17 protein-coding genes are annotated in these 18,587 nt (G+C 42.8%); 8 read left to right on the forward strand and 9 right to left on the reverse strand.

The genetic code is table 11. The features are described 5' to 3' along the window. From ABDD94_RS12830 to ABDD94_RS12845, 4 genes are all read right to left on the reverse strand, one after another. Window positions 1-1,107 (reverse strand): spore photoproduct lyase family protein, encoded by a 1,107-nt coding sequence (locus tag ABDD94_RS12830; protein WP_345952577.1) that lies wholly within the window; start codon window positions 1,105-1,107, stop codon window positions 1-3. A gap of 86 nt (window positions 1,108-1,193) precedes the next feature. Then, window positions 1,194-2,222 (reverse strand): cytochrome d ubiquinol oxidase subunit II, encoded by a 1,029-nt coding sequence (locus ABDD94_RS12835; RefSeq protein WP_345952578.1) that lies wholly within the window; start codon window positions 2,220-2,222, stop codon window positions 1,194-1,196. Between the two features lie 2 nt (window positions 2,223-2,224). After that, the gene (locus tag ABDD94_RS12840) at window positions 2,225-3,562 is read right to left on the reverse strand and encodes a cytochrome ubiquinol oxidase subunit I (protein WP_345952579.1); all 1,338 of its coding nucleotides are present in this window, start codon (window positions 3,560-3,562) and stop codon (window positions 2,225-2,227) included. Between the two features lie 139 nt (window positions 3,563-3,701). Further along, window positions 3,702-5,180: a M28 family peptidase gene (locus ABDD94_RS12845; RefSeq protein ID WP_345952580.1), complete on the reverse strand. Its 1,479-nt coding sequence runs from the start codon at window positions 5,178-5,180 to the stop codon at window positions 3,702-3,704. Window positions 5,181-5,341: 161 nt separating this feature from the next. Here ABDD94_RS12845 and ABDD94_RS12850 point away from each other — a divergent pair, with 161 nt between their 5' ends. The 3 genes from ABDD94_RS12850 (at window position 5,342) to ABDD94_RS12860 (ending at window position 8,491) form a co-directional block, all read left to right on the forward strand. Further along, window positions 5,342-6,394, forward strand: coding sequence for an NAD-dependent epimerase (locus ABDD94_RS12850; protein WP_345952581.1), 1,053 nt, complete (start codon window positions 5,342-5,344; stop codon window positions 6,392-6,394). 120 nt (window positions 6,395-6,514) lie between these two features. Next, the gene (locus ABDD94_RS12855; protein ID WP_345952582.1) at window positions 6,515-7,303 is read left to right on the forward strand and encodes an alpha/beta hydrolase; all 789 of its coding nucleotides are present in this window, start codon (window positions 6,515-6,517) and stop codon (window positions 7,301-7,303) included. A 180-nt stretch (window positions 7,304-7,483) separates the two neighbouring features. Continuing rightward, window positions 7,484-8,491 (forward strand): fatty acid desaturase, encoded by a 1,008-nt coding sequence (locus ABDD94_RS12860; protein ID WP_345951684.1) that lies wholly within the window; start codon window positions 7,484-7,486, stop codon window positions 8,489-8,491. 70 nt (window positions 8,492-8,561) lie between these two features. Here ABDD94_RS12860 and ABDD94_RS12865 read toward each other — a convergent pair whose 3' ends face one another. Further along, window positions 8,562-9,260: a DsbA family oxidoreductase gene (locus tag ABDD94_RS12865; protein ID WP_345952583.1), complete on the reverse strand. Its 699-nt coding sequence runs from the start codon at window positions 9,258-9,260 to the stop codon at window positions 8,562-8,564. A gap of 91 nt (window positions 9,261-9,351) precedes the next feature. After that, window positions 9,352-10,260, reverse strand: coding sequence for a hypothetical protein (locus ABDD94_RS12870; protein ID WP_345952584.1), 909 nt, complete (start codon window positions 10,258-10,260; stop codon window positions 9,352-9,354). Window positions 10,261-10,482: 222 nt separating this feature from the next. Between ABDD94_RS12870 and ABDD94_RS12875 the strand changes: the two genes are divergently transcribed. After that, window positions 10,483-10,686, forward strand: coding sequence for a hypothetical protein (locus tag ABDD94_RS12875; protein ID WP_345951681.1), 204 nt, complete (start codon window positions 10,483-10,485; stop codon window positions 10,684-10,686). A gap of 49 nt (window positions 10,687-10,735) precedes the next feature. Continuing rightward, window positions 10,736-11,821 carry a DUF3810 domain-containing protein gene (locus ABDD94_RS12880; protein ID WP_345952585.1) on the forward strand — a complete coding sequence of 362 codons (1,086 nt, stop codon included), beginning with the start codon at window positions 10,736-10,738 and terminating at the stop codon, window positions 11,819-11,821. 104 nt (window positions 11,822-11,925) lie between these two features. Here ABDD94_RS12880 and ABDD94_RS12885 read toward each other — a convergent pair whose 3' ends face one another. Further along, window positions 11,926-12,570, reverse strand: a complete 645-nt coding sequence (locus ABDD94_RS12885) for a DUF47 family protein (protein ID WP_345951679.1) — start codon at window positions 12,568-12,570, stop codon at window positions 11,926-11,928. Between the two features lie 141 nt (window positions 12,571-12,711). Between ABDD94_RS12885 and ABDD94_RS12890 the strand changes: the two genes are divergently transcribed. Beyond that, window positions 12,712-12,945: a hypothetical protein gene (locus ABDD94_RS12890; protein ID WP_345952587.1), complete on the forward strand. Its 234-nt coding sequence runs from the start codon at window positions 12,712-12,714 to the stop codon at window positions 12,943-12,945. 2 nt (window positions 12,946-12,947) lie between these two features. Here ABDD94_RS12890 and ABDD94_RS12895 read toward each other — a convergent pair whose 3' ends face one another. Together ABDD94_RS12895 and ABDD94_RS12900 are read right to left on the reverse strand one after the other, a co-directional pair. Next, window positions 12,948-13,940, reverse strand: coding sequence for an SDR family oxidoreductase (locus ABDD94_RS12895; protein WP_345952588.1), 993 nt, complete (start codon window positions 13,938-13,940; stop codon window positions 12,948-12,950). A 190-nt stretch (window positions 13,941-14,130) separates the two neighbouring features. Then, complete coding sequence (locus ABDD94_RS12900) at window positions 14,131-14,985, reverse strand: pirin family protein (protein WP_345952589.1); 855 nt, start codon at window positions 14,983-14,985, stop codon at window positions 14,131-14,133. A 172-nt stretch (window positions 14,986-15,157) separates the two neighbouring features. On the opposite strand from ABDD94_RS12900, the gene ABDD94_RS12905 reads away from it, so the two are divergent. Together ABDD94_RS12905 and ABDD94_RS12910 are read left to right on the forward strand one after the other, a co-directional pair. Then, window positions 15,158-17,494: a TonB-dependent receptor gene (locus tag ABDD94_RS12905; protein WP_345952590.1), complete on the forward strand. Its 2,337-nt coding sequence runs from the start codon at window positions 15,158-15,160 to the stop codon at window positions 17,492-17,494. 12 nt (window positions 17,495-17,506) lie between these two features. Further along, a complete protein-coding gene (locus ABDD94_RS12910; RefSeq protein ID WP_345952591.1) occupies window positions 17,507-18,316 on the forward strand; it encodes a DUF4249 domain-containing protein in 810 nt (269 codons plus the stop codon). Window positions 18,317-18,587 lie beyond the last annotated feature (271 nt).

Consider the following 18,587-nt stretch of genomic DNA (forward strand, 5'->3'; position numbering starts at 1 on the left):
CTATGTCCAATACAATATTTTGGCTTGCGGGAACCGGGTGTTAATCTCATGCTCAAAGAAACTTTTCAGATATCCCATTTGCTCGCGGGTATACACGTACTTTATGCCACCGAACTTGTTACGCTTGGTAGAGCGGGTAGATTCTTCCATATCCAGGCCGGTGTTAGGGTACCAGCTCATTAATATATCCTTAGAGCCGGGGGTAAAACGGTGAGTAATCAACTCAAAAGTTAAATCTGTTTCAAAGTTCAAGTTTTGTTGTAAATGTTCAAACAAGTCAGTGTACGCTTCTTCCCAGTTAGGTATTGGCATAATTGGCGCAAGTACCACGCCAACCGGATAACCGCCACCACCCAGCTCTTTGGGCAAAGCCATTTTGCGTAAAGCTTGTACCCGGTCTGCAACACCAGGCGTACCGCCTTCTAACCGGCGGGCCACGGCATCAGCATTTAGGCTGCACCTGAAACGCGTTCGCCCGTTATGTTCCAAATTGATTAAATGGTCTACCGCATCAAACTTAGTTACAAAGCGCAGATGACTCATAGCGCGCTGGCCAAAAAACCTGATGGTTTTGGCCAAACCACCGGTTATATGCTCTATGCTTAACGGATCGGTATAGCAGCTGGCTTCAAACGAAGTAATTTGGTTTAGCCGCTCAAACTTAATAGTGTTTTCAAGAATAGCGGGCAAGTTGGCAAATACTCTGATGGCCGGCGGCCCTTGTAAACTGCCAGCCAGGTAACAATACTGGCAATGAGCAGGGCAACCCTCGGCCAGGTGAAATTGCCAATCAGCCGATGGTGGAATGGGTCTTAAATTAAACGCGCTTTTCGGTGCGTTTACGATAGCTAAGGTATTTTTGGCTATTTTATATGTTTCCTTGTCTGTCGCGCCACGTAAGCCTGTAATGCGGTTGTTCTTCAACAACTCAACATTAAGATTTAAAGCCTGCGCACGCTTAAATATTTGTTGGCCGTATGGCTCGTCCATCGCATCGGGTGTGAACACCACACGCTTAGGCATCCAGGCTTTATGGCCTTTTACGTTAGTTGTTTGTATTACTTTAGCTTCCTCGTCTATTTGCTCAAGCACGTTTAGTAATTCCATGGTATGCTTTTCACAAATAGCATTCCACAATTAGTGCGTAACTGTATTTTATCAAGCAATTAATAAAGATGTCGTACTAATTACAATTAAGATTTCAAGTGTCCATCCTCAACAAAGCGATCCTTTTGAAAGCTATAATACAAGTAAAATAAGGCGGGCAATATAAACAAACTACCAATTATCAAAGCCCAACCCAGTGCTTGCATAGTAGCATTGGGTGCTTGGTGCTTAAATAGTGACAGGTGTTCGCCATCTTTGAGAATCAGAAAGTCGGGAAAGTGAACATAAGTGATTGCCAGCAAAATCATGCTGGCCTGAAAGCCAGCTAAAATCCTGGGCATTATTGTTTTACCCCTACCAACCAGTATCCACAAAACCAAGAGGGATATAGATGCTGCAATAACAGCTGTTAGGCCTATCGTGTTGCCCAAAATCCAACGTATAAGCGGAATATTGTCATGCCAGGCAGCTGTAAATACTAGCGCACCACATACAACCGCAATAATATTCCAGTTTCTGGCTTTCCGGATAAAATCGCGTTTATCCTCGTCATTCTTGGCTTCACCAATGAGATAAATAGAAGCCAGAAACCCACATAAAGCTACGGTAAATAAACCAATAGCAACCGAAAACCAATTAAGCCAAACGAACACATAGGCAGACAGGAAGTTGGTCGAGGACGGGTTGATTTGCCCTGAGATAGCGCTACCTGCAATGATGCCTAAAAATAGCGGTGTGATAAAGCTTGATAATAAAAAAATACGATTATAAATGCCCTGCATATTGTCAACTACAGCATCGTAATTTCGGAATACGAATGCCGTGCCCCGCGCCGTAATGCCAATAAGCATAATAACAAGCGGTATATGCAGATAGATAGACATGGTACTGTAAATGAGCGGAAAACCAACAAACAAGATAACCACAGCAATGATTAACCACATGTGATTAGCTTCCCAAATAGGGCCTATTGCCTGGTAAGCTGCTTTGCGGGTACGGCTACGATTAGCGGGCGTACTAAACAGCTCAATAATACCAGCACCAAAATCGGCACCACCCAACACCAGGTAAAGCAAAATAGCAAGCCACAAAAAGCCGATGATAACGTATTCCATAATTATGACTGGCTTAAAGTTAGATTTTCGGGTTGTTTGTCATATAACTGCGGCACCATTTTAATTTGGCGGTACAACAGAAAAACTACCACAATACTTAGCGAAATGTAAATAGCTGTAAAAACGTAAAAAGACCATGCTATACCAGGCATTGGCGTAACAGCATCGGCAGTACGCATAACACCATGAATAATCCACGGCTGGCGTCCAATTTCAGTAACCATCCAACCCGCTTCAACCGCAATAAAGCCTGTTGGTATTGCAATAATAAATAAACGCAACAGCCAGTTGCTATTTAACCAGTGCTTTTTAAACCATACGGCTATTAAATACAATACACCAACCAGCATCATAAACATGCCCAACCCCACCATTACCTGAAACGAATAATGTGTGACGGCTATGGGTGGCTGATCTTTCTCCGGTATTTGATCTAATCCCTTTACCGGCTGATGAAAATTATCATACACCAGGAAACTGAGCATGCCCGGAATTTCCAGTCCATAATTTACTTTTTTAGCCTTTACATCTGGAATACCTCCTATTACCAGTGGCGATGCGGGCTGTGTATGAAAGTATGCTTCCATAGCAGCCAGTTTTGCGGGCTGACGTTTAGCTACGCTTTTAGCAGCCACGTCGCCGGCTAAGGGTTGTAAAAGGGCTGCAACCGCAGCAAAGCCGGCGGCAATTTTAAATGCCTGCTGATGAAAAACCACATTGCGTTTACGTACAATCATTAACGCATGCACACCTGCTACCGCAAAACCGGTTGAGGCAAAGGCGGCTAATGTCATATGCAAAGCTTCGGGCAACCATGCCTGGTTAAACATGGCTTTCATAGGATCGATGTTGGTGTATTGCCCATTTATATAATCAAACCCGGCGGGGCTGTTCATCCAGGCATTAGCGGCTACTACCAAAATACCTGAGGCCAATCCGCTAACGCCTACAACTACGCCTGTAAACCAATGGAATAATGGATTTAGCCGTTCCCATCCATATAAAAAGAACCCAAGCGCAATAGCTTCTATAAAAAAAGCTGTGCCCTCAAGCGAGAACGGCATACCGAAAATGGGGCCTGCATGCTGCATAAATTTAGGCCATAGCAAACCCAACTCAAACGACAAAATAGTGCCCGACACTGCTCCTGTGGCAAAGAAAATTGCAACGCCTTTGCTCCAGGCCTTCGCTATATTTTTGTGATTAACATCTTTGGTTTTTAGCCACCGGTAATGGGCAACCGCCATAAAAAACGGCATAACCATACCAATACAGGCGTAAATAATGTGAAACCCCAGCGAAAGGGCCATTTGTGAGCGGGCTGCTAAAAAATCATCCATTTAATAAGCGATTTATGTACAGCTAAATTACTGGCAATCAATATCAGTGCCGCTACTTTTTTTTAATTATATTGATTATATATTGCAAATAATTACAAACTGGAAAGAGTTTGGCACAAGAGCCATACTCTACTCGAAATCACTTCGTATCTAGCACGGGCTTGATCATGGTTTGCGATACCGCCCAGCCGGTAGCATACATCCAGCGTGTCATTTTAGCCAACTTAGGTATGTTGATGAATTGCGGCTCATCTTTTGGCGTATGATAATCGGGGTGTAATAAGCTGGTGAAGAATATAGCAGGAATTCCGGCTTGGGCATAAGGTGCATGATCACTCCGGAAGTACCAGTTCTCAGGATGCTTTGCGTCATCCCATGAGGTATCTATCTTAAATTTGGTTAGCTGCCTGTTAGCCTGCATAGCCATATCAACCAATGCCGTAGAATTGCGATGTGGAGGTATTGAACCTAATAAAGCCGCTGAATCAATGGAATTACGGCCAATCATATCGCCATTCAAAACGGCTATAATACTTTCCTTCTTAACAGTTGGATGCACTGCAAACCAGCGAGAACCGAGCAGCCCCCGCTCCTCCGCCCCATGCCACACAAATAATGCCGAGCGTCTACCTGGCTTTGCCACCCATGCCTTACCAATGGCCAGCATACCTACAGTTACCGAAGCATTATCATCTGCCCCGTTCCAAATAGAATCCTGCCCAACGGGGTTGCCAATGCCATCATGATCATGGTGACCGCTAAATAGCACGTATTCATTGCGCAGATTTGCATCTGTACCGCCTGCCTTGGCAACCACGTTTACCGATGGATATAAAAAGGTTTCCATGACAATGTCAGCACGCATATTGCTGCCTTGTTTAATAGCGCTTTCTAATCCTGAACGTACCAGTATAACGGGTACAGCTCTTCCGTTACTAAGATTAGTGCGCGTTGTGGTAGTCAGGCCTACGTTTTGGTAAGAACCGTCCTCATAATTATGGCCAATAAAAGCAATTCCTTTCTCAGTAATTTCATTTGCTACAAAAATTACAGCAGCCACTCCTCTACGGCGTAACGCCATGCCTTGCTGGCGTATAGCTGATGCCGTGTAACGATATTCCCACAAGCTCATGCCAGCAGCCGGTAAGGGTTTAGGCGCCTCAATTTTAACTGCTACGATTTTGCCTTGTAAATTGGCTGAGGTATCGGCCATGGAGTTAAGCCAGGTGACAGCACCATCCAGGTGGGCATCCACCGGCTGGGTTATCCAAAAATCATTACCCATTTTAAAATTCTGATCGCCTACTTGCATAGTGCTCCGGTCGGCAGTTCGGGTACGGCGCATATTGAAGTACTGAAAATAAGTGCCGTCATCACCGGCAGGTTTCAATCCGGCCTGTTGAGCTTTTTGCGCTACCCAGGCGGCAGCCCGCATTTCATCTTCAGAGCCAGCTCGTCGTCCTCTAAATGCATCGCCGGCCAGCTCAAAAATATCGCGTTTTAAGTCCGCTTCTTTGATGGACGCCAAGCCGGGTAGATTAGCTGTTGCCGTTTTACTTTGGCCATAACTATTCAATACGATACCAAGTAGTGTAGTAAGGGTAAATATTCTTCGCATATCCATAACCTTTTGTTACGCCCAAGATATGTTTTTTCGGGCTGTAACGTTTATAACATCTGTATTACATTGCACATATAAGCGGCGGTTAATGCAAACGTTAATTCGTAAAAATAAATTTACCTTTGTGCCCTTGTGGCCCTGGCCTGTTTAATATTTATATGAAGATTTTAGTTACCGGTACAGCTGGTTTTATTGGTTTTTATGTAGCCCAAAGGCTTGCCCGTTTAGGTTTTGATATAGTGGGCGTTGATAACATAAATACCTATTACGATACTGAACTAAAACATGGTCGGCTGGAGGCATCGGGCATTGCAACGGCAAGCTTGCGAGACAATGAACCGGTTTGCAGCACGCTTTACCCCAATTACTGCTTTATAAAGCTCGATATCTCAGACCGGGCGCAGATGGAAAGCCTGTTTAATACTTATAAATTTGATGTAGTTTGCCACCTGGCCGCACAAGCAGGTGTGCGTTATTCTATTACCAATCCGCACGATTATGCACTGAGCAATCTTTCGGGTTTTTTAAACATACTGGAAGGCTGCCGCAGTGTACAGGTGAAGCATTTGGTTTACGCCAGCAGCTCGAGCGTTTACGGACTGAACAGCAACACGCCATTTTCAGTTCACGACGGGGCAGCGCATCCGGTTAGTTTGTATGCAGCCAGCAAAAAAAGCAACGAAATGATGGCGCACAGCTACAGCCATCTATACCAGATACCTACCACCGGTTTGCGGTTTTTTACGGTATACGGACCCTGGGGACGGCCGGATATGGCTTATTTTAAATTTGCCGATGCCATAATAAAAGGTAATCCTATTGATGTGTATAATAATGGCGAAATGCAGCGCGATTTCACTTATGTTGACGATATAGTAGAAGGGATTATTCGAGTGTTAGACAAGCCTGCTACTGCCAACCCAAAATGGAACAGCCAGCAACCTGATCCTGCCACTTCAAGTGCACCATACAGGTTATATAATATTGGCAACTCCTCCCCGGTTAAGTTAATGAAGTTTATTGAAGCGCTCGAAAATGCAATAGGCAAAAAAGCTGTAATTAATTTACTGCCTATGCAGGCCGGCGATGTGCTATCTACCGATGCTGATATGAGCGACCTGGAAAAAGAATTTAACTATCATCCGCAAACGGATATACAGGCAGGTATTAACCGATTTGTAACTTGGTTTAAGGACTTTTATAAGGTATAACCACTTGTTTTAAATTGATTATATGCTCTATACAACCGCTGATTGTAGCAACTTTTCAACAATCAATGGAACTGTCTGTAATTAAAAGTAATTCATTTTTACTTTTAAGAATACGGACCTATGAAAAGCACGATCATCCTTATTCATGGCATGTTCCAGAACGCCAAAAGCTGGGAACCATGGGTAAAACATTTTACTGAAAAAGGTTATAACTGCATTGCCGAATCATGGCCGCTGCATGAAGGCGAGCCTGCCGATTTACGCGCAAATATACCTGCTGGTTTAGGCGAATTACGGCTGGCTGCTATTATTGAGAAATATAGGCAGTTAGCAACTTCCCAAACCGAAAAACCAATACTGATTGGTCACTCTGTAGGCGGCCTGATTACACAAATATTAGTTAATGAAGGTCTGGCCAAATTAGGCGTTGCTATCAGCTCTGTAGCTCCTAATGCCATGATTACACTGGATTGGGGATTTACCAAGAATAGCGCGCTGATTACTAACCCATTAAAGGGCGATGATCCTTTTATAATGGATCTGGAAAGCTTTCAAGGGTCTTTTGCCAACACCATGAGTATAGAAGCGGTAAAAGAACCGTATGAACGTACTGCTACAAATGATAGCCGTAATGTACTGCGCGATTGTCTTGGTGAAGACGGCAAGGTAGACTTGGAATTACCACATGTACCTTTATTATTTATTGCCGGCGAAGAGGATGAAATAATACCTTATGAACTTTGTGAAAAGAATGCAAAAGCATACGATGATGAATTAAGCTCAACTGAGTTTCGCAAATTTGCAGGTAAGAGCCACTTTATTTGCTGTGAGCCTGGCTATGAAACAGTAATTGAGACAGTTTACAACTGGATACAGCAGAAGGAGGATATGCCTCCTTCTGCTGTATAATTTGCAGTTAATCGTTACCATAGATTACTTAATTAATTAAAAGGCCATAAACATTGTACTGTCAAATGTTTATGGCCTTTACGCGTAAGGAAGGCTTTCTTAAGATAATTTGGCAGTTTTTTAATTAAATGTTTTACCTTTAGGTTACTTTTAAATTATTGAAACCAGCTATATCAACGTATGAAGAAAAAAAGCTTTAGATGGTCTGACGAGAGTGAACCGCACAAACAACGCACAAAAGCCATCATTAAAGAACACCCTGAATTACGCCAGCTGATAGGCCGTAATCCGTACACCTTTTTAGTAATCACTTTATGTGTAGGCGTGCAGATAGCCGCAGCTTACTTACTTAGGGATGCTGCTTGGTATTGGATAGCCCTGGCAGCATACGGCGTTGGTGCTTTTGCCTGCCATACCCTGTTTGTGTGTATACACGAATGTGCCCATAATTTAATTTTTAAAAATAAACTGGCCAATACCTGGTCGGGTATTTTTGCGAATTTGCCAACGCTATTACCTAGTGCCGTTTCTTTTCAAAAATATCACTTAAAGCACCATTCTTACCAGGGCGTTGAAGCGCTGGATGCTGATATGCCTTTCCACTGGGAGGCCAGATTAATAAACAACTACACCTTTGGAAAAGCTATGTGGCTGTTATTTTATCCGATTTTTCAGGCACTTCGTCCCTTCCGCTTAAAAGAAATAAACCTTTTTGATGGTTGGACTGCAGTGAACTGGTTAGTGCAAATTACTTTTACAGGTGCTGTAATTTATTTTTTAGGATGGGGTGCTGTGCTATACCTGGCATTAAGCTTCTTCTTCTCGGTTGGTTTGCATCCACTTGGCGCACGCTGGGTACAGGAGCATTTCTTAACGCACGGTGAGCAAGAAACTAAAAGTTATTATGGCCGCTTAAACTTCCCTAACCTGAATGTAGGTTATCACAATGAGCATCATGATTTCCCATCAGTACCCTGGAACAATCTGCCAAAAGTGAAAGCACTGGCAGGCAGGCATTATGATGAGTTAGGTCACCACACCTCATACACACGCTTGCTGTTTGAGTTTTTGTTCGATCGCGAGTTGTCTGTATTTTCACGTACGGCCCGTTCAAATCGTGGTGGCAAGATTACGGCACCTGTGCCTAAACCTGCCCCAAGTGACTCTGCAAATGCGCAAGTAGCTTAAGATAAATAGTCGACATAAAAGAAAAGGCCTGTATTAACATACAGGCCTTTTCTTTTATTATTGTTGGGGTTTAACAGTTACCGTTTGCGTCGCAGCTTGGGCCATCAGTTATCTCCAGGGTTTTTGGCTGTTGCTGCCATTCGCTGTAAGCTGTCTTTATAGTATTCAGAAATACTTCTGTAGCCTGAGCGCCCGATACTGCATAACGGTTGTTTATCACAAAAAACGGCACACCACGAATATTCAATGTTTCAGCCTCATGAATATCTTGGTACACCTCATCTGCGTAAACGTTACTATCCAGAACGGCTGTCACTTCTTCTGCTTTTAATCCGATTTCTGTGCTTATGTTAACCAACGCTTCCTTATCGTCAATGTTAAGGCCATCTGTAAAGTAGGCTTTAAACAAGCGCTCTTCTAACGCATCACCCAACCCGTGTTTCTTAGCCAAATGACTTAAACGGTGTGCATTAAAGCTATTGGCCACCACGGCACGGTCAAAATTATACTGTAAGCCTGCTTGTTGGGCCATTTCTGTTACCTGGTTACTGAGCTGTTTAGCATAATCCAGGTTCCAGCCTTTGCTATCGGCCAAAGATTGGTAAACACTTATATTGGGGTTTGTTTTTAAGGCAGGATTGAGCTGAAAGCTTTTCCACTCCACCTCTACCACATCGCTATGCTCAAAGGCGGATAAGGCTTCTTCAAAATGGCGCTTACCTATATAACAGAACGGACACATCACATCCGACCATATTTGTACTTTCATCTTAACTGATTTTAGTCAAATATAAGAATGCCATTTAAGTTTATGTATCTGCTTTTCTAGCTATTACCGGCCAATGACACTGCCGCCAATTCTATAACTTGGGTATAGTATAGTGATAAATGGGCTGCCTTTTACCTTCGCTAACGGTGTAATAGCTGTTACCGTTTGCTGCAAAGCCGATGGCTTCGCCCAGTTTTTCCTGTTCATATGCAGGCTGAACGGGCTTACGCTGTAAAGTCTGCCAAACAGCCTCTTTATCGTGCCGTCGCCAATAGTAAACACGGCTGTAGCTCTTTAATACAACTTGGTTGCCATCCTTTGAAATATCGCCGCTTACTATCCATTTGAATGGCTGTAATCCTTTGAAATGTAGCTGGCAGCGCTTGGTAAGTGTTACCGTGTCATTGGCCTTAAAATTTAAAGGTGCGGTGTAAACGCTCACCATACTGTGCCTCTTGGTTACAATGTACAGGAGCTTCTCCGTAGGATCTATCATCAACGTCTCGGCATCCTTCGGCCCATCGGGATAGGTAACTGACAGAACACTGCACTGCAACGTTTGTGCACTATCGGCCACGGCAGGCAGATCGGGCTCGGCTATACGGTATATATTAACAGATCGATTGGAAGCGCCATTATCGCCAATATCACCTATATACACATAACTCTTATTTGGCAATGGGCCCGGGCCAACTGCTATGTCTTCGCAATCCTTAACGTTTACTGCGCCTTTATCTGTTACATAGTAATAAGTGCCCAATAGTTTCCCTTGCCTGTCAATTGCGAAAAAACGATTGTTATCACCACTATCATTATGTATATAATACACATCACTATGCTTACCGGATGCAGCAATGCCCGACGTTTCACCGTTTAAATCACTTTGTAAGTAACCCGATATATAGTTGGTGTCGTCGCGCTTGTTTTGTGCATAGGCTGCCAGTTCCAATACAAAAATAAGTACTGGCCATAGTATACGCCTTTTTTTAAAGTTCTTCACCCTACGCATATTAACGGCAAAGTAAATCAATTCTTGTAACTATTTAATTAATAACGTAAGAATTAACGACACCTCTTAAATTTAATACCATTTTGATAAAAATATTGAAATATTGGCCTACATTTTTTGACGTGGTTAACCATAGTCCACTTACAATCTTACGGTAAAGTAAGCGTTTAATTATAGGATTGTGAGATTGAGCGACACCTTAAACTTTTCTGTATGGAAACTTCAGCAAAACACTTTAGGTTTGTAAACACTAAAACCGACAACGTAATTTATTACTACTCCGTAGATTATGCTTCGAGCAGTGAAAATTTAAAAGAAACGTTAAACGCCATAAAGGCCCAGGTGGCCACCAGTAACGGCCTCGATATAAATACACTGTATTGGGAAGAAGTAAGAGAAGAAGAAAAAAACAATTAATCTGCAACTTCATGTTGGATATGTGTTTGTATGCTGCTTAATTTGCTGCATGATTGAACCTGCCCCGGTCAAAGCATTTTCAAATAAGAAAGCTTATGCATTAATAGCCGGTTTAGGTGTGTTGCTTGCGCTATTGTTTACTGCAGGTTACTTTCCTAACTTTATTGAGCGTTATTACAGCACAGGCCTTTACCAGTTTATTGGTTATGTAGCCCACTCCCTGTTGGGTTGGGTGCCATTTAGTTTAGGCGACTTGTTTTACTTTTACATCATCTCCTACTTACTTTACAGTTTGTTGCGTTGTTTTCGAAAAATTCCGCGAAAAAATTTCAGGTTATTATGGAGCGAAACGCTCAAATTTATCATTAAACTGCAGCTCTTTATTGGTTTGTTTTACTTGATGTGGGGGCTTAATTACTTCCGTCCACCGGCTGCTGGTATTTTAAATTTACCTAACAACACGTATTCATCAAACCAGCTGCAAAAGGTTACCCGGCTATTAATAGATAGCACCAACAGTTTGCGGAGCAGCATACGACGGGCAGACACTCTAACTGATAACAAAGCAATATTTGATATTTCGAAGCAGGCCGTACAAAATTTAGGGAAATTTAGCAATAAACTGCAAAGCACTTTTCCATCGGCAAAACCTTCGTTGTTCACTCCCGTAATTAATTATATGACCACGGCGGGCTACTTTAACCCTTTCACCGGTGAGGCACAAGTAAATTATGCTATGCCCATAGTTGACAGGCCCATAACATCATGCCATGAAATGGCTCATCAAATAGGCTTTGCGCGGGAGGATGAGGCTAACTTTATCGGTTTTCTGGCTGGTATAAAATCCAATAAAAAGCTGCTCAGGTATTCTGCGTATTACATGGCTATGCAAGAATTTATGCAACAAGTACGCCGCCAGGATACGGTAGTATTTAATAATTTCAAGAAAGAGATATCACCAACTGTGAAAACAGATTTGAAAGTGGAGCACCTTTATTGGCAGCACTATGAAAATCAGCTCGGATATATAACCAGCCTATTTTACGACAATTTTTTAAAGGCTAATAACCAACCCGAAGGCCTGCGTACTTACAACCGTATGATTAACCTAACCATGGCTTATTACAGCCGATAGTTACTATTTACGCTAGTGTTAAGCCCTACAATTACATGTCTTTTATTTCCGGCTCATTAAGCTTTGTAATAGCCTATAGTGATCAAAATAAATTTAATTTAACTTTAGCTGTTCTTTATCAGAATGCTTTCTACAATGTAAGTTACCTGTTCACATTTGTCTGTAGTACGCTCCAGGGCACCTAAAATTTCACTGTATTTTATAAGTTGAAATGTGTCGGTTTCTTTAGCATTTAGCAGTGCAAAGGCCTTATCATAAACTTGGTCCGCTTTGTGCTCTAGCTGCTTAATTTGGTTGCAAATCCCCAAAATTGTTTCAGAATCACTGATCTTGTTAAGGGCTCTGATGCATCTGTCCATGTGCTGGCTTGCTTCCAAAATAATGGCACATAACTCGCGTATGGGTGCGGTTATCACATCGAGTGAATATAAGTTAATACGGCGCGCAGATGAGTCGATATAATCAGAAACGGCGTTGATAGCCGAAACCAGGGCGTACATATCATTACGTTCAAAAGGTGACACCAATGCTTTGCCAGACACGGCATATACTTGACGTTTAATATCGCTCGATTGGGCTTTAAGCCGGCTAATTTGAGCAAATTCTGTCTTCTGTTCAGGAATCCACTCACCGTTCACGGCATCGTTTAACAACTTAGCCATGGCTGCACTATTGGCCGAGGCGCGGTTAAATAAATTAAAAAAAACCGCATCGTTCTTCGGCATAAACCGGCTTAAGAAATTTGTCATAAGGAGCGTACTGTATGTTTGCCTTTAATAGAGCGCTATAAAAGTAAGATTATTGATTTATAACGCCAATGTTAAGTAAGCAATTTAATGTTAACACAATGTTAATACTGCATTATTAAACGGTTAAGTTAATTTTGCAGCATGTCTGAAGATGACCTCCCCACTTATGCTATTGTAGAGTTATTGATTCGCCTGGGCGATTTGAACCCATCAATAGGTAATTATAAAGACCACTTCTATGTAGATGGTGTGGTTATGGTTAAAACCAGTACTGGCTTTGTCCGCTTCCCATCACAACTTGTGTTTCAGCAATTTAATGCCCCCGAGCTAATTACAGCAGATAACCTGAACAAAGTTGCTCAAGAATTAGAATGAGTTTAGCTCAACTTTTTAAGTACATAAAGTGCCCCGAATAAAACGCCGGCTACACCGGCTGCGCGGGCTACTTTTTTGTTACTTACTTTTTTGGAAGTAAAGCCGCCCGATATTTGATTGTTTGCACCGGTTGATTCAAAAATGCTGCCGTTAGTAACCGGGGCCGGTTCGGCATTCTTTAAATACATTTTGATAAACTTGGTAGTAGACCAACGTGTTAGTTTAGGCGACAACCATTGGCTAAACCTTGCCAGGTATGCAGCACTTCCCAAAGTAACAGAATCTTTAGGCTTTTGCGCTAAAGATACCACGGTGTGCGCTACTTTGTAAGTAGGAACAACGGGGGGCGCGGGTTTTAAGATTTTACCGGTATAATTGGCCGCATGACTTGGACCAGGCGTATCCACAAAACCCGGAAAAACGTCACAAATGTGGATACCAGGGCAATCCTGTAACTCCGCACGCAATGCTTCCGAATAGCCTCGCAAACCAAACTTACTAGCTGTATAAGATACTGAATAAGGGAAAGCCACAAAGCCGCCTACTGAATTTAAATTGATAAGAATGCCTCGTTTTTGCTTTTTAAAATGCGTCAGCGCAGCATGTGCACCGTTAATATAACCTAGTAAATTAACCTTAACCACCTGGTTATGCACTTCAATAGGAATAGTTGTAAACTCGCCTAAGGCGCCTAAACCTGCCACATTAACCCAAACATCTAAACTCCCTCCAAAAATGCAGGCATCTTTTGCTAACTGCATTACCGATTCTGGGTCGGTAACATCGGTTACTACGGCAATCGCCTTGCCTCCCAAACGGTCACATAGATCAACCATTTCATCTAAAACATCTTTTTGCCTGGCAGCCAGTACTACTTTAGCACCATGGCGGGCAAACTCTAAGGCTGTAGCCCTACCAATACCACTAGTGGCTCCGGTAATTACAACTGTTTTTTTATTTAATGGCGATGTTGGCAGGTATTTGGAGGCTGTCATAAATAGTTTTTAAGTGCAGAGCTGTCAAACATATACAACCCCGCACTTAATTAAAAGTTTAATTTAAAAATGGATATTAAAGCTGAAGATATAAATTTAGCTACAACTCAGCAATGAGCTTGTTTACTATTAATTACAATAAAAGTGATCAGTAACACCCTTTAACCTAATTTAATAATCTTTAGGCTGGCTAATGTTTCCATGACCCAAATTTTCCTGTTCTGTAATCCTGATAGGCATCCATAATTTCTTGCTCGGTATTCATTACAAACGGCCCTTGCGACACCACAGGCTCATTAAAGGGCATGGCATGGCCTAATAATAAGATACTGTCAATATTAACGCTCATTTTCAACAAGTCATTATCGTGGTTAAACTCGGCCAGGTTTAACGAGCGGACGGTAGCGCCGTTTACATTAATTTCTCCGCTGATCACATAAAAAAATATGTTATGCGCTTCGGGTATAGCCACTTCCAATTCAGCCCCGGCTTTCAAGTTTATCGTGCTCAGAAATATACCGGTCGACGATTCGAAAGCGCCTTTCACGTCCTTCCATTCCCCCGTAATTAGGTTAACTGTAACCTTGCCTTCATCAAATTGCAAAACGGGTATATCCTGCTGTTGTTTACCTATATAGTAAGGATCAGCCATTTTTAATCGGGCTGGCAGGTTTACCCAAAGCTGCAATATTTCCAGGTCGCCCCCGTCACGCTTAAATTCATCTGATGATACCTCGGCATGTATTAAACCCCTTCCGGCACGCATCCATTGTACTCCTCCTGCTTTTATAACGCTTTCGTGCCCGCTGCTATCCTTGTGAGCAATATCACCTTTTAGTATGAAGGTTACGGTCTCCATTCCCCTATGCGGATGCGGGCCAAAAGGCAAACCACTATTCCGGGCCGGGTATACCTGCGGGCCATGATGGTTTAAAAATAAAAACGGATCAATATACTCAACTGAGGCCGTAGGCAATGCCCGGTAAGTCACTAAATCGGCAATGGGCGAATAAACCGCCGCATGTATCTTCTTAATAGTTCTCATGTTAGTTGATAACATATTCCACTGGGTACAATGTTTCAGTCGTTGTCTGGTTTTTGATTTCGGACTGCAATTATCACAATAAAACTGCACATACCCGGTTTAGTATTTAAGAAAATGAAGCCGAAATGCGTTGAAACTAAATTTACTACCTTTGCCCGGCCAACTACAAAGCATGTATATTAAACCTTTACACATTTTAACTTTCACCATCCTGCTCTTAGGAGCACTGTCTGCTTCGGCACAAAAACGGTTCACCTTGAGCGGCACCGTACGCGACGCAGCAACCGGCGAAACGCTAATTGGCGCATCGGTTATTCTGCAATCGCCAGCCGGCCGGTTGGGCACAGCCACCAACGCCTACGGCTTTTATTCTTTAACAGGAACCGAAGGTACCTATACGCTAAGTGTAAGTTACATCAGCTACCAAGCTACAACCAAAAGCATCACATTAAATCAAAACACAACGCTTAACCTTGAGCTTAAAGCAGGGTCAGAGTTGCAGGAAGTTGTGGTGAGAGCCGGGGAACGTAAAGACGAAAACGTGCGCAGCCCACAGATGGGTGTCGAAAAAATAGATATTAAATTACTCGATAACCTGCCCGTTTTGTTTGGCGAAAAAGATGTATTAAAAACTATTCAGCTTTTGCCGGGTGTAAAATCGGGCGGCGAAGGCAACACGGGCTTCTTTGTACGTGGTGGCGCTTCAGATCAAAACCTAATACTGCTTGACGAAGCAACGGTATACAATTCCTCTCATTTGCTAGGCTTTTTTTCCACCTTTAATGCCGATGCTATTAAAAACGTTGACCTTTATAAAGGGGGCATGCCTGCGCAGTACGGCGGCCGTTTGTCATCTGTGTTAGATGTGAAGATGGACGATGGCAATAACAAGAATTTCTCAATGCAGGGTGGCATCGGCCTTATTTCATCGAGGTTAAAGCTGGAGGGACCAATAGTGAAAGACAGAGGCTCTTTCATGGTGAGCGCCCGACGAACCTATATTGACTTTTTGCTTAAGGCATCTCCCGATACTGCCATTAAAGGCAATACGCTCAACTTTTATGATTTGAACATGAAGGTGAATTATAAGTTCAACGACAAGAATACGGTGTTCCTTTCGGGTTATTTTGGGCAGGATAACATTGGCATTAAAGATCTGTTTGATAATAACTGGGGAAATAGCACCGCCACATTGCGTTTAAACCATGTTTTCACTAGTCGCCTTTTCTCTAATACTTCACTCATTTACAACAAATACAACTACGCTATAAAATTGCTTGACGACGTCAACAACTTTGAGGTAACCTCTCTTATTCGCGACTATAATCTAAAACAAGATTTCCAGTATTTTAGCAATCAGCACACGCTCCGCTTCGGCCTGCAAGCCACACATCACCGTATAGCTCCGTCTGACATATCAACCAGCAGCACATCAAGTTTTAACGCATTATCAATAGAGAACCGTTACGGACTGGAATCATCGGCTTACCTGTCAGACGAATATGCGGTTAGCCAGCGGCTTAACCTTTTATATGGCTTGCGCGCCAGTTGGTTTAGCTTGCTCGGGCCTGGAACTTTTAATACTTACAACAACATTGGAGATATTACCTCCTCAGATACTTATGGCGGCGGTAAATTTGTGCAAAGCTATTTCAACCTCGAACCGCGCTTTTCGGCTAGTTATACCATTAATGAGCAAAATTCGGTTAAGGCATCCTATAACCGCAATACGCAAAATATACATATACTTTCCAATTCCGGCTCCAGCTCCCCTACCGATCAGTATGTAATGAGCAGCAACAACATCAGGCCTGAAGTGGCAGACCAAGTAGCTTTGGGGTACTTTAAAAACGCAAAAGACAATACCTATGAATTTTCGGCAGAGGTGTATTACAAACGGATGCAAAACCAGATCGAATACAAAAATGCAGCAAGGTTAATTGCTAATGCCAACGTAGAGTCGCAATTGTTGTTTGGTGATGGTCGTGCATACGGGCTCGAATTGTATGCAAAGAAACGCATAGGCAAGCTAAGCGGCTGGATTAGCTACACCTTATCGCGTACAGAACGTAAATTTAATGAGTTGAACAATGGCAGTTACTTTCCGGCCAGGCAAGACCGCACGCATGACGTGGCACTAGTTGGTATTTACAAAATGAGTAAGCACTGGACTTTATCGGCCAATTATATATATAACACCGGTAATGCCGTAACCTACCCGGCCGGCAAGTACCAGGTTGGTAACATGACTACTTTTTTTTACACCGAACGTAATGCCAACCGGCTGCCTTATACCAGCAGACTTGATGTAAGCGCTACACTGGAGGGTAAAGACACTGGTAAGAGGTTCCATTCGAGTTGGTCGTTTGGGCTGTATAACGCTTTAAACCGTAAAAACCCTTATTCTGTGGATTTTAGAGATGTAGCAAGCGATCCATCAAGAACAGAAGCTGTACAAACCTCGCTTTTTGGTATAATACCATCGGTAACCTGGAATTTTAAATTTTAACGCAAGTTGATAATGAAATTGAAATACTACCTGCTTTTATTCATACTGTGCGGTGCACTGCTGAGCGCTTGTCAAAAGGTTATTGATATTGATGTCAACACCTCCACGTCACAATTAGTTATTGAGGGTAACATCTCCAATGTGCGGGAGAACCAGGTCATTAAAATAAGCCGCTCCGTAGCCTATACAGAAAAAAACGTTTACCCCGCCGTATCAGGTGCGGACGTTAGGGTAACCGACAACCTGGGCAATTCGTGGAAGTTTGTTGAGACAGCACCGGGCCAGTATGCTGTGATTATGCGCGGTGTAACCGGCAGAACTTACAAAATGAAAGTAGTGGTTGACGGGCAAGATTATGCGGCAACTTCGGTTATGCCTACCGCTGTAAAGATAGACTCGCTCAGTTTATCAAATGTTACTTTTGGTAGCACTACACGCAAATTGGTATCTGTAAATTATACTGACCCTAAAGGTCAACCAAACCAATACCGTTACATTATGCGCATTAACGGCAAGCAGAGCAATCGTGTGTATGTAACAGACGACCGCCTTACGGATGGCAATATACGCAAAGAAGATTTGTACCCGGATACCAATGATGACGATGAAGATGACGATCTGAAAACTGGCGACCAAGTGGAAGTAGAAACGCAAAATATTGATAAAGATGTATTTACTTACTGGTTTACCTTGCGGCAACAAAGGCGGGGCGGACCAGGTGGAGGTGTAACGCCAGGCAATCCGCCATCTAACATCAGTAACAACGCGTTAGGTTATTTCAGTGCACATACCTATTATTCACTCGCTATTAGCGTACCGTAGCATTGCCATAAGTAAGTAAGCGCTGCATTCATTACTCCTATAAGTGCAGCAACTGCTGAAATCCGAGTTGAACGCTTTATTGTTATTAGGCATGAGTGTTTAACCATAACATAACACTCTCCCAATGCAGTAGTTCGTGAATCTTTGCGTTGGGCTAAATAAAACTGTCCGGATGCTGCGCTTTGATCTGATAAAACTAACTTCACGCCAACCCGTTAGCCTTGTCCGTTCCGGTTCATTCGTGAGGCCTCTCTTGTAAAATACTCCTGCA

It is taken from the genome of Mucilaginibacter sp. PAMB04168, from assembly GCF_039634365.2.
Classification (GTDB): Bacteria; Bacteroidota; Bacteroidia; order Sphingobacteriales; family Sphingobacteriaceae; genus Mucilaginibacter.

Excerpts from the sequence above, each read along its gene's own strand:
- ABDD94_RS12830 (WP_345952577.1), bottom strand. The coding sequence starts at position 1,107 with ATGGAATTACTAAACGTGCTTGAGCAAATAGACGAGGAAGCTAAAGTA.
- ABDD94_RS12835 (WP_345952578.1), bottom strand. The coding sequence starts at position 2,222 with ATGGAATACGTTATCATCGGCTTTTTGTGGCTTGCTATTTTGCTTTAC.
- ABDD94_RS12840 (WP_345952579.1), bottom strand. The coding sequence starts at position 3,562 with ATGGATGATTTTTTAGCAGCCCGCTCACAAATGGCCCTTTCGCTGGGG.
- ABDD94_RS12845 (WP_345952580.1), bottom strand. The coding sequence starts at position 5,180 with ATGCGAAGAATATTTACCCTTACTACACTACTTGGTATCGTATTGAAT.
- ABDD94_RS12850 (WP_345952581.1), top strand. The coding sequence starts at position 5,342 with ATGAAGATTTTAGTTACCGGTACAGCTGGTTTTATTGGTTTTTATGTA.
- ABDD94_RS12855 (WP_345952582.1), top strand. The coding sequence starts at position 6,515 with ATGAAAAGCACGATCATCCTTATTCATGGCATGTTCCAGAACGCCAAA.
- ABDD94_RS12860 (WP_345951684.1), top strand. The coding sequence starts at position 7,484 with ATGAAGAAAAAAAGCTTTAGATGGTCTGACGAGAGTGAACCGCACAAA.
- ABDD94_RS12865 (WP_345952583.1), bottom strand. The coding sequence starts at position 9,260 with ATGAAAGTACAAATATGGTCGGATGTGATGTGTCCGTTCTGTTATATA.
- ABDD94_RS12875 (WP_345951681.1), top strand. The coding sequence starts at position 10,483 with ATGGAAACTTCAGCAAAACACTTTAGGTTTGTAAACACTAAAACCGAC.
- ABDD94_RS12880 (WP_345952585.1), top strand. The coding sequence starts at position 10,736 with ATGATTGAACCTGCCCCGGTCAAAGCATTTTCAAATAAGAAAGCTTAT.
- ABDD94_RS12885 (WP_345951679.1), bottom strand. The coding sequence starts at position 12,570 with ATGACAAATTTCTTAAGCCGGTTTATGCCGAAGAACGATGCGGTTTTT.
- ABDD94_RS12890 (WP_345952587.1), top strand. The coding sequence starts at position 12,712 with ATGTCTGAAGATGACCTCCCCACTTATGCTATTGTAGAGTTATTGATT.
- ABDD94_RS12895 (WP_345952588.1), bottom strand. The coding sequence starts at position 13,940 with ATGACAGCCTCCAAATACCTGCCAACATCGCCATTAAATAAAAAAACA.
- ABDD94_RS12900 (WP_345952589.1), bottom strand. The coding sequence starts at position 14,985 with ATGAGAACTATTAAGAAGATACATGCGGCGGTTTATTCGCCCATTGCC.
- ABDD94_RS12905 (WP_345952590.1), top strand. The coding sequence starts at position 15,158 with ATGTATATTAAACCTTTACACATTTTAACTTTCACCATCCTGCTCTTA.
- ABDD94_RS12910 (WP_345952591.1), top strand. The coding sequence starts at position 17,507 with ATGAAATTGAAATACTACCTGCTTTTATTCATACTGTGCGGTGCACTG.